1 protein-coding gene is annotated in these 665 nt (G+C 54.7%); it reads right to left on the bottom strand.

Going from position 1 to position 665, the window contains the following annotated elements:
• A partial coding sequence (locus IGW03_RS37785; protein WP_194727502.1) for an IS110 family RNA-guided transposase occupies nucleotides 1-572 on the bottom strand: 572 nt, incomplete at its 3' end.
• Nucleotides 573-665: the final 93 nt, after the last annotated feature.

Here is a 665-nt window from a genome sequence, read left to right as displayed (position 1 = left end):
CTATCGAGCTTGAGCATGCGCTCATACAGTTCTACGATGGTTTCCTTTGCCAGAAGTGGCAGGCTACGAACCCCTGTTTCAATATCCACCATGGCCCGGCGCAACCGCGCCATGCCAGTCGGAACAATAATTCCAAACTCCCCCAGCAGTCCGCGTATCTGGTTGGACAAGGCAATCCGCTCCGACACCAGCAAATCCCGCGCGCGGTGCAACGTTAGTATTGCCTGCGCTTCTTCTGTTTTGACTGGAACAAAGCGCATGTTTGGCCGACCCACGGCTTCACAAATAGCTTCGGCATCGTTGGCATCGTTCTTCCCGCTCTTGCGATAGGGCGTCACGAATTGCGCTGCAATCAGCCCTACATCATGGCCCAGGCGACTCAACTCCCGGGCCCAATAGTGCGCACCGGCGCACGCTTCCAATCCAATAAGACATACTGGTAACTTGGCAAAATAGTGCAGCATCTCCGAGCGTGACACGGTCTTCCGTAGTACCGCCTTGCCATGCCCATCCACACCATGGATCTGGAACACTAGCTTTGCAATATCGAGCCCGATTCTTACGATTGCCATGCCTGCCTCCTTCTATCCGTTGGGAAACGCCACGCTTTGTTCAGCCTTTAGTGTATCCAGCTTCAGGGGTGGAGGGAGTCCATGACATTACCG

The organism is Noviherbaspirillum malthae (assembly GCF_015352985.1).
GTDB lineage: Bacteria > Pseudomonadota > Gammaproteobacteria > Burkholderiales > Burkholderiaceae_D > Noviherbaspirillum > Noviherbaspirillum malthae.
Note: the sequence above shows the minus strand (reverse complement) of the source record. Positions and strands in the feature narration are given on the sequence as shown.